The sequence below is a fragment of the Cytobacillus horneckiae genome, assembly GCF_002835735.1.
Taxonomy (GTDB): domain Bacteria; phylum Bacillota; class Bacilli; order Bacillales; family Cytobacillaceae; genus Cytobacillus; species Cytobacillus horneckiae.
The window spans coordinates 87473-97374 of the sequence record NZ_PISD01000027.1; the positions used below are offsets into that span (position 1 = coordinate 87473).

Genomic DNA, 9902 nt, shown 5'->3' on the forward strand with positions numbered 1-9902 from the left:
TTTTTGAGAATAGAAAATAAAAGACGCCTGCTATACTAATAGCAGGCGTCTTATTAATAGCTTTTATCATTCTGTTGAAACTGATGGATCGGCTTGTTCTTTTACTGGTACTACTTGTAGGAAGTGTCTGTCCAAGTCATTAAACAATGAGGATAATTGCTCCGCTTCTTTTTGCTGGCCTTGCTCTTTAAGCATCGCAATATATTTGCCTAATAATTCTTTAATATCAGCTTTTCCGCTCTCTGTTAATGAAGTGACAGAAACTTTCGCACCTTTTGCAATTCGGCGTTCAATCGCTTCTTTTGTTAATCCCATTTCCGGCTGATGCCTTAAATAGACAACTCCACCTGTCATACCTGCGCAAATCCATGGTCCTGGATCGCCTAATACGAGCCCTCTGCCATTTGTCATATATTCAAAGGCAAAGCCTTTAATATTAGCGTTAGTGCCGATACGACCGTATTCTTTTGCAGGAATAGGTTTTTTAATTTGTCCGCCGATAATCATGTCTGCACCAGAAAGGCGAATTCCTGCGCGTGCATCTGCGTTGCCTTGTGCTACTAATAGACCTTCTTGCGCTCCATACCCGAATCCTTTACCAACAGAACCGTTATAATAGTTTCCATCTTTTCCTTTTGCCTTAAAGATGAGGATTTGTCCGCCGAAAGATGTTTTTCCGATGCCATCCTGAGCACCGCCGGCAACTTCAATATTAATTCCAAAGCTATTATAAGCACCTAATCCGTTACCTGGAATTGATCCGCCTTTGTATTTTAAATCAACAGGAGGGAGTGTTTTATAAGAACCATCTAAACGTCCTCTCACTCTATGGCAGGATACTCTGCTGCCCAGTACTCTTTGTTCTGATGTAACGCTATGGAAGTCACGGGACTGATGAAGCTCATCTACACTCTTATCTAGGTATTCGGCGCCTACGGCTACTTGTAATTGAGTCTCGCTTAGCTCTTTAGGCTTATCAAAGGCCTTAAGCTGAGTGATATCCAATGTTTTAAGCAAATACGTTAAATCGAGCAAATCCCGGCCTTTTGCTTGTTCTAATAAATCAGACCGCCCAACAGCATCCTGTAGGTGATCGATTCCAAGCTCAGCTGTTAATGCTTGCAGTTCCTGACCGAATGCTGTGAACAAGTTAATGATTCCTTGAACAGCTGAATCTAATTGACGCGGTACGAATCTTCTTAAACCGTGCTCTTTTGCTTGTGCTTCAGAATCAATTTGTGTGGCAATTCCAACGTGACAAGTATCGAGATGGCAGCCTCGGCATGCTGTACAGCCAATTGCTAACATTGACAAGGTGCCAAACCCGACTCTATTTGCTCCGAGCAGCATTACCTTTAATACATCTGCTGCACTTTTTAATCCGCCATCTGCCCAAAGCTCAACATGATCTCTAAGTCCAGCCTCAAGAAGGGCGTTGTGCGCTGCTTTTACTCCAATTTCAACTGGAAGTCCGACGTGTTGAAGCGCATGAATTCTTGCTGCACCAGTTCCGCCATCGAATCCGCTTAATGTAATGATGTCAGCTCCTGCTTTAGCAATGCCGACTGCAATCGTGCCGATATTTGGAACGACTGGCACTTTAACCGATACCTTTGCTTTATCATTTGCTGTTTTTAATTCATGAATCATTTGTGCCAAGTCTTCAATCGAATAGATATCATGGTTATTGGAAGGTGAGATTAAATCAGATCCAATCGTTGCATTTCTGGCTTCAGCGATTTTTGCAGTTACTTTAGATCCAGGCAAGTGTCCGCCTTCACCTGGCTTTGCACCTTGACCGATTTTAATTTCAAGTAAATTTGACGAGTTTAAAAGCTCAGCATTAACGCCAAAGCGGCCTGAAGCAACTTGCTGTCCGCGTGTACGTGGATATTTTCCGAGCATATCCTTAATTTCTCCGCCCTCACCATTCAGGCTGACCATATTCAATCGATCGGCACCTTCTGCATAAGCTCTGAATGCAATTTCATTTTGAGAACCAAAAGACATCGAAGAAATAACGAAAGGAAGACTGTGTTCACCTACGCTAATATCTACATTTTTGGCATCTACTTTAGAATCAACTGATTTAAAGGATGTAAGATGACGTATTGTCGTCGGGTTTTGCTCTTCTTGCTCACTGATCTTTTCCTTGTAGGCGCTATAATCACCAGTAGATGCGACATCACCAATTGATTTCCAAATTCTAGGGAATAAATGGAATGTTTTCCCTATTCTAGACTTATCATTATTGAAGTCCTCAATGCGTACAATCGCATCTTCTTTCATTGTTTTAAAATTAAATGCCAGTTCTTTTGATCCGAAGAAATTAACGATATTTAAATAATCTGCAACCTCTTCGTTCAATCCGATTGTAGAGAAGAGACGACCGTAACCTCTTAGCTCGTGGATCCCAATTGTCGAAATTACTTTTTCAAGACCTTTTGTTAGAGCGGAATACAAGTTGATTAATGGTTTAATATTTTCATCTGCGACTGTAATAAACATATAGTAAGGGCTGATAATATCAGCACCCAAGCCGAAAGCAGTGATAATATCATGCAATGACCGGATGGCTGCAGAGCGCAATAATAAAGAACAATCACGTCGCAATGTTGCTTTCACTAACGCTTGATCAATTGCAGAGACTGCAAGATGTGGATCGAGCCATAATGCGTTTTCCTGATGGGCATTTGCATCATCTAAAACAATAAGCGTCTTACCATTTTGAACGGCCTCAATTGCCTCTTGAGAAATGCGCTCAAGTGCATCTTTAATGCTTTCATCTTTTATAAATGTAATTGAGATGTAGCTCAATTTCTTCTCATTTTGAAATACATCCGTTACTTGGTCATAGCTCGGCTGATTAATTTGTTGAGCGCAGTCAAAGCCCATTTTTCCCTCTATTAAAATAGGTGTCTGCAATTCTAATACTTTACTAGGCGCATCTTTAGAAAATAATGATGGACGCTTTCCGATAACCGTTCTAGTAGAGAAGTGTTCCGTTTCACGGTCACGATCGATTGCTGGATTCGTAACAACGGCTACACTTTCCTTAATAAAATCGGCTATATTCGTTCTTTCGCCATTCATTGCTGCGAGTGGCGCATCATGACCAAGGGAACGAATGGGCTCTGCACCTTTCTCTGCCATCTGCTCAACCAAATTTACATGATCTCTTTCCCAGCCAAATGCCTTATATTGCCCATTGTGAACTTGATTTGGATAAGCCATTGTTGTAACTTTTGCGAGTTTAGGCGATTGAAGGCGAAATCTGTACTCAGCGGAATCAACTTTAACAGTAAACCTTTTGTATACTTCTTCCTGATATTCTAGATGGTCATATTTTTCAAGTATGTCGCCATTCCACTTAAATCCGATTTTTTCTCCTGGTGAAAGCGGCTTAGGCTCGCTAACATATTCACTTGATGAGATAATGCCCGGTTCAGAAGAGAATAAATATGACTTTTCGGTTTCCAGCATCCATAATGGACGCAACCCTAATGCATCAACACTGTATACAGCTTCGTCGCCAAAGCGGGAGATAATACCTGCTGGACCTTGAGCGAAATGCCCCCATGCTTCCCGGATATATGCATATAAATCTTGAAGGTGCTCAGGGTAGGCTTTAATTTCATTTACAATAGGAGGGAATAGAACATCCATTGCTTCGAAAAGTGAATAACCGTCACGGCAAATAAATGTTTCAATTGTTCTACTGAGATCCTGTGAGTCGCTTCCACCTTCAACAAGTGGGACGTTAATCATTCTCGCTTCATCACGAAGCTTAGCAATCGTATTAATTTCACCGTTATGACCTAATACGCTAAATGGTTGCACGCGAAAAAAGTTAGATAATGTATTGGTAGAATATCGGTTATGTCCAAGCGTCATAGTTGACGCGACAAGCGGATTTGCTAAATCAAAATAATACTTTGGCAGAATATCCCCTGCGCCCATTACTTTATAAACAGCATGATGCTGACTTAGTGATGCAACATGTATATGCTCGTTCTTTTCAAAGTCTACAATCATTTCTAGAATGGTTTTGTTTAATTCTGCTTCATTAATATTTGCTTTGCAGGCGAACTGCCAGAAAACAGGATTTTCTTGAATAGCGATTGGTCCAAGTGCAAAAGAATCTGTTACTTCATCAGATTCATATAAAACAGTAAATTGATAATTTTTAAGTTTCTGAATTAGCTGGTTTTTGAAATCCTCTGTATCGTTATTTCTAGTGAAAAATACGTGGCCAACTACAAAGTTTTTACTGTCTACAATAGAGGAATCTACATTTGCTTTTTCTAATTTTTCTTTCCAAAGCGCGCGCGGAATATCAATATGAATTCCGACACCGTCACCTTCACCATTAATAAATCCTGCACGGTGGTTCATCTTGACTAATGCATCAATACAGTTAAAAATATTTTCTTTCGTAGGAATGTTTTGTTTTTCTAAAGAAGAAACAATACCGCATGCGTCGTGTTCTTGCTTGTTAAGTTCTTTAAATTTGGAAGGGGTCCATTGTTGAGTCATCGTTATCGGCTTCATAAGGCGTTGCCTGCAAGCCGTTCACCTCCTGTATTAGTCTATGAATTTTGAGGATGCTTAAAGTGGGTTGCACAAATAAGCATGCTAGTTTGAAAGATAAAATTATTTTCATGTGGTAAAGCACTAAAGTTAAATGGTGATAAAGATACAATTCAAAATATTTTTTTTATCATATCACAAGAATTTTCAGAAATCAATTATTTATACATGAAGTTGGATAATGGTGAGGGGGGAACTGAATTAAAATACATAAACAAATGCATTGTTGTAAACGTTTTCATTGTTGGTTTATAAGAAAAAGAGAGCCTGTAAGGCTCTCTTTTGTGAATAAAAAATGAATATTATTTGTTGCTCATTTCCATAAAAGCGTTATTAACGGCATGCAATGTTGCTTCGATATCTTCTTTTGTATGTGCAATTGTAAGGAACCAGGCTTCATACTTAGAGGGTGCAAGGTTAATGCCTTGCTCTAACATTAGTTTGAAGAATTTGGCGAAAATTTCACCATCCGTGTTTTCCGCCTGCTCATAGTTTTCAACTTTTTCACTTGTGAAATATACAGTTAGAGCCCCTTTTAATCTGTTGATTGAAATAGGTATATTGTAGTCGCTTGCTGCCTTTGAAATGCCCGCTTCAAGCATCTCTCCTAGCTGATCTAAATATTCATAAACTCCTTCTTGTTTCAATACCTCAAGACAGGCAATTCCAGACAGGATGGATGCAGGGTTGCCTGCCATCGTACCAGCTTGGTAGGCGGGGCCTAATGGAGCAACTTCCTCCATGATTTCTTTTTTTCCACCATAAGCACCAATTGGGAGGCCGCCTCCAATGATTTTACCCATGGCAGTTAAATCAGGTTTAACACCGAGCAAATCTTGAGCTCCGCCATAGTGGAAACGAAAGGCAGTAATGACTTCATCATAAATGACTAATGACCCTGCAGCATGTGTGATTTCATTCACTGCTTCTAAAAATCCAGGGTGAGGTTCGACTATACCGAAATTACCAACGATTGGTTCAACAAGAACGGCTGCAATTTCATCTCCCCATTTTGCCATTGCAGCTCTGAAAGGTTCAATATCATTAAAAGGCACAGTTATCACTTCTTGGGCAATGCTCTTTGGAACACCGGCTGAATCAGGTGTTCCAAGTGTAGAAGGACCAGAACCTGCAGCAACTAAAACTAAATCTGAATGACCGTGATAGCAGCCAGCGAATTTAATAATCTTATCCTTTCCAGTAAAAGCGCGGGCAACTCTTATCGTGGTCATCACTGCTTCAGTGCCGGAATTGACAAAACGCACCTTTTCCAGATTTGGCATTGCTTCTTTTAACATTTCAGCAAATTGAACTTCATAAGGTGTCGGCGTTCCATATAAAACGCCTCTTTCCGCAGCTGTTTTAATTGCTTTTGTAATGTGTGGGTGCGCATGTCCAGTTATAATCGGACCGTATGCTGCGAGATAATCAATATATTGGTTGCCATCGACATCCCAGAAATAAGCTCCTTGAGCTCTTTCCATTGCGACTGGCGAACCGCCGCCAACAGCCTTATAAGATCGGGAAGGGCTATTCACTCCACCTACTATATGTTCTAATGCCTGTTTATGTAATCGTTCAGAATTTGAGAAATTCATGATTGACCCTCCTTAAAAATAGTACTTACTTTGCTATCTTAACATGCTTGATTCTAAAGTGAAGAAAATGCGAAATTTTTCAAAAGTTTATGCTGGTTGGACGAGTCTGCATACTATCTTCTATTTCAGCGTATATATGAATGGATACTTTGTAGAGATGAGGTATTATAAATGGTTTTCTATTTATCATTAATTTTAGTTGTCCTCTGTATTTTAATGAGTATGCAAAGTTTGCTTACACCTAAAAGAACGAAAGGACGCTGGGTTTCTCTTGATAACTTTTTGTATTTAATTTGCCTCTATGCAACAATATTAATTGGCTTTGGTCTTATTTATATAATATTGGATTTAAATGGACATATTGTTCTTATTGATGAAACAAACTATGCAGGTATTAATTTTCTCGACCGGTTAGCAACGGGATTTTACTTTAGTGCAGTTACCCTTTTTTCGTTAGGTTATGGAGACATTATTCCTGTCGGTTTGGGCAGGATGATCGCAATCGTTGAAGCGCTGATAGGCTATGTAATCCCTACGGCTTTTGTGGCAAGAGTAGTGTTTAATATAGACAGTAATAAGACGAATATGAATTAGTTGTCATTCCTAATGAATTTGGATACGCTATTGATTAAAGAAAGTTTTTGAAGGAGTGATGATGAATGACAACAAATATAGGTGAATTAGCACCGGGTTTTTCATTAAAAGGCAGTAATGGGGAAACTGTGAATTTAACTGATTTTCGCGGAAAGAATGTTGTTCTATATTTTTATCCGAAAGATATGACGCCTGGATGTACAACACAAGCATGTGACTTTAGAGATAATCACGAAAAGTTTGAACAGCTGGAAACAGTAATACTAGGAGTAAGTCCTGATCCTTTAAACCGTCATGATAAATTTATTGAAAAGCATGGGCTCCCATTCATTCTTTTAGCGGATGAAGATCATCAAGCAGCTGAAGCATATGATGTTTGGAAGCTGAAGAAGAATTTTGGCAAGGAGTACATGGGGATTGAACGATCTACTTTTATCATTAATAAAGACGGCCGATTAGTGAAAGAGTGGAGAAAAGTTAAAGTGAAAGGGCATGTTGAAGACGCGCTTTCATATATTAATGAGCATTTATCGCATAGAAGCAAGCTGTGAAACTCCAAAATGAGAAAGCTGAAGGAATAATAAAGGATCTTCCCGTTTAATCCCGATTCGTTCAACTAACCATCAGTGGTCAGTGGGGAAAAGGAAGCCTTACTGATGGATGCGTCACCTTATCATAAAGATTGGCCTATTTTTTGATTTTAGAGGCTTTTGTCCATGCATATTAGTGGAAAATGAATATCATTAAATTAGGGCATACCTCCTCAAATATAATTTAAACGGACTTTTACAGTCCGTTTTTTTCTTTAATAATATATTTAATGGTATATTTAGATAGGTAATTAAAATAAGGGCAGATGCATATAATGACTAATGAGGAGAAGACATATCGTGGGCTGCCATATATTATGCTAAAGAGATTTGTTGACAAATTTCATTAATTATTAGTAAACTAATTATAAATATTATAATATAAGAATAAATAGAAGAGAGGTGCATGACGGTGGCGCAGATACAACTTAAAGAGGCATTAGATACTTTAAAAGATACTGGGGTCCGCATCACTCCGCAGCGTCATGCGATACTTGAATATTTAATAAACTCAATGACGCACCCAACTGCAGATGATATATATAAAGCGTTGGAAGGTAAATTTCCAAATATGAGTGTGGCTACAGTTTACAATAATTTAAGAGTATTTCGTGAAGTTGGACTGGTGAAAGAACTTACTTATGGAGATTCATCAAGCAGATTTGATTTTGTCACAACTCAACATTATCATGTGATATGTGAAAGCTGCGGTAAAATAGTTGATTTCCATTATCCAGGCTTGGATGAGGTAGAACAGTTGGCGGCTCATGTTACAGGCTTTAAAGTAAGTCATCACAGAATGGAAATATACGGAACATGTCCAGAGTGTTCTAATAAAAATGAAACTCATTAATGTATTCGAAAAAGCTGCCAGCAAATGCTGCCGGCTTTTTTTATCGACATTCAAGCTTCAAATAATAAAATAACCCAAGGGATGATTCTGTTCCCGTTGGGCTATGAAGACGCTATTGTTCTATCCTTTTTTCTTTTTTGTTGTATTTTTGGTCAAATTCTTTCCCTTCAAGCGAAGCATCTAATGTTAAAGGCTCATTACAGTGCATACACATATCTACTCTCCCAAGCACCTTTGTAGCTTTCTCGCAATTTGGACACACGACCTGGACTGCTTTAGTAGATAACATTCCTATCCAGAAGTATATACCTGTACTTGCAATGATAAAGATGACACCCAGTAACATAAATATTGACATAATGAGTGGAGAATTCCTGAAGAAGATACCTATGTACATAACGATGAACCCAACAAATATCAGGCTTAGCGCAAATGTGCGAATTTTATTAATTTTGCTCGAATATTTTGCCATCATATTCCCTCCTAAACAATAACTATATCATACCACTTATAATGTCAAAAATAATTAAAAAATTAATGTCGCAATTTGTCCATTAAGCATGCAGGAATTCGTTTTATATCGTCGAAATAGTAAATATTATAATAAATGGGGGCTTTAACGATGGAAGACATTCTCCGTCCAATATATCAAGAGCGTGCAAGTCAAGCGAATACACTTGGTGTATTAATGATAGAAAAAACTGAAAAGGCATTATCTATAACAGATACTTTCGATGCAGTGCTATTAATTATTGTGGAGCATGCAGACGAGCAGGTATTTGTGAAACATTACACATACGGAAGCAAGAAAGCTGCGCTCCATATTGTGACTAAGAAACAAATAAATGATTGGATTTTAATGGGCTCCAATCGTAAGATATTCGAATGGCTATATAGTGGAAAAGTGCTTTTTGATAGAAATGAATATATTCAACAATTGAAACATGAATTAAAGGAATTCCCGTTTAAAGGAAGAAAATTAAAAATGGGCATAGAATTTGCAAAGCTCATTCGAAGGTATACTGATGGGAAAACTTTATTTGATAATCAAAACTACTTTGATGCATACAATCATGTCGTACACTCATTGCATCATTTGGCAAGGCTAACAATTATAGAAAATGGCTTTCATCCAGAAGTCACTGTCTGGAATCAAGTAAGGCAAATGGAGCCGGAAATTATGAAGCTATATGAAGAGTTAGTTCAAAGTCATGAACCATTAGAAAAAAGGCTTGAATTGTTATTTTTAGCAAGCGAGTTTCTTATTCACTCTAGGACCAGACTAGGCGCCAACCATCTGCTGGATATTCTTGCAGATAAAGAAGTGTGGACGATTCAGGATATCATTCAGCATGACGAGCTGAAGTATTATTCAGTCGATCTGAGTATATTGTTAGAGTACTTAATAGACAAAAATATTATTGCCATTGAAAATGTAAAAACAAAAGGAAAAGGGATAGAACATCGATATTATAAAGTCGTAAAAAAAATATAGTAAAATATTAAAAAGTGTATTGACCTTTATCAGGAATAGGTGTTATATTAATATCCGTCGCTAATAATTGTTTTAAAAACATTTTATCAGGCGACGGAATAAGTTTAAAAAAGTATTGACGGAATAGGCAATACATGTTAAATTAATAAAAGTCGCTTCAAAAGCGAATGAGATTGATCTTT

7 protein-coding genes are annotated in these 9902 nt (G+C 38.0%); 4 read left to right on the forward strand and 3 right to left on the reverse strand.

Features of this window, described 5'->3' with window-relative positions; all coding sequences use genetic code 11:
- Nucleotides 1-66: 66 nt before the first annotated feature.
- Both CWS20_RS12980 and CWS20_RS12985 read right to left on the reverse strand, forming a co-directional pair.
- Nucleotides 67-4536, reverse strand: coding sequence for a glutamate synthase-related protein (locus tag CWS20_RS12980; protein WP_066201451.1), 4470 nt, complete (start codon nucleotides 4534-4536; stop codon nucleotides 67-69).
- A 356-nt stretch (nucleotides 4537-4892) separates the two neighbouring features.
- Nucleotides 4893-6188 carry a glutamate-1-semialdehyde 2,1-aminomutase gene (locus CWS20_RS12985; RefSeq protein WP_066195568.1) on the reverse strand — a complete coding sequence of 432 codons (1296 nt, stop codon included), beginning with the start codon at nucleotides 6186-6188 and terminating at the stop codon, nucleotides 4893-4895.
- Nucleotides 6189-6359: 171 nt separating this feature from the next.
- On the opposite strand from CWS20_RS12985, the gene CWS20_RS12990 reads away from it, so the two are divergent.
- The 3 genes from CWS20_RS12990 to perR all read left to right on the forward strand — a co-directional run bounded on the left by CWS20_RS12990 (nucleotide 6360) and on the right by perR (nucleotide 8225).
- Entirely contained in the window at nucleotides 6360-6782 is a 423-nt protein-coding gene (locus tag CWS20_RS12990) for a potassium channel family protein (protein WP_066195570.1), read from the forward strand.
- A gap of 65 nt (nucleotides 6783-6847) precedes the next feature.
- Nucleotides 6848-7333 (forward strand): thioredoxin-dependent thiol peroxidase, encoded by a 486-nt coding sequence (bcp, locus tag CWS20_RS12995; protein ID WP_066195573.1) that lies wholly within the window; start codon nucleotides 6848-6850, stop codon nucleotides 7331-7333.
- Between the two features lie 451 nt (nucleotides 7334-7784).
- Nucleotides 7785-8225: a peroxide-responsive transcriptional repressor PerR gene (gene perR, locus CWS20_RS13000; protein WP_162299513.1), complete on the forward strand. Its 441-nt coding sequence runs from the start codon at nucleotides 7785-7787 to the stop codon at nucleotides 8223-8225.
- A 112-nt stretch (nucleotides 8226-8337) separates the two neighbouring features.
- On the opposite strand, the gene CWS20_RS13005 is transcribed toward perR, so the two are convergent.
- On the reverse strand, nucleotides 8338-8697 hold the full coding sequence (locus CWS20_RS13005) for a YgzB family protein (RefSeq protein ID WP_066195578.1): 360 nt from the start codon (nucleotides 8695-8697) through the stop codon (nucleotides 8338-8340).
- Between the two features lie 150 nt (nucleotides 8698-8847).
- Between CWS20_RS13005 and CWS20_RS13010 the strand changes: the two genes are divergently transcribed.
- On the forward strand, nucleotides 8848-9720 hold the full coding sequence (locus tag CWS20_RS13010) for a nucleotidyltransferase-like protein (RefSeq protein WP_066195580.1): 873 nt from the start codon (nucleotides 8848-8850) through the stop codon (nucleotides 9718-9720).
- The last annotated feature ends 182 nt before the right edge of the window (nucleotides 9721-9902 follow it).

Bases quoted from the DNA above. Each gene is read 5' to 3' on its own strand.
- CWS20_RS12980 (WP_066201451.1), bottom strand. From the start codon at position 4,536: ATGACTCAACAATGGACCCCTTCCAAATTTAAAGAACTTAACAAGCAA.
- bcp (WP_066195573.1), top strand. From the start codon at position 6,848: ATGACAACAAATATAGGTGAATTAGCACCGGGTTTTTCATTAAAAGGC.
- CWS20_RS13005 (WP_066195578.1), bottom strand. From the start codon at position 8,697: ATGGCAAAATATTCGAGCAAAATTAATAAAATTCGCACATTTGCGCTA.
- CWS20_RS13010 (WP_066195580.1), top strand. From the start codon at position 8,848: ATGGAAGACATTCTCCGTCCAATATATCAAGAGCGTGCAAGTCAAGCG.
- CWS20_RS12985 (WP_066195568.1), bottom strand. From the start codon at position 6,188: ATGAATTTCTCAAATTCTGAACGATTACATAAACAGGCATTAGAACAT.
- CWS20_RS12990 (WP_066195570.1), top strand. From the start codon at position 6,360: ATGGTTTTCTATTTATCATTAATTTTAGTTGTCCTCTGTATTTTAATG.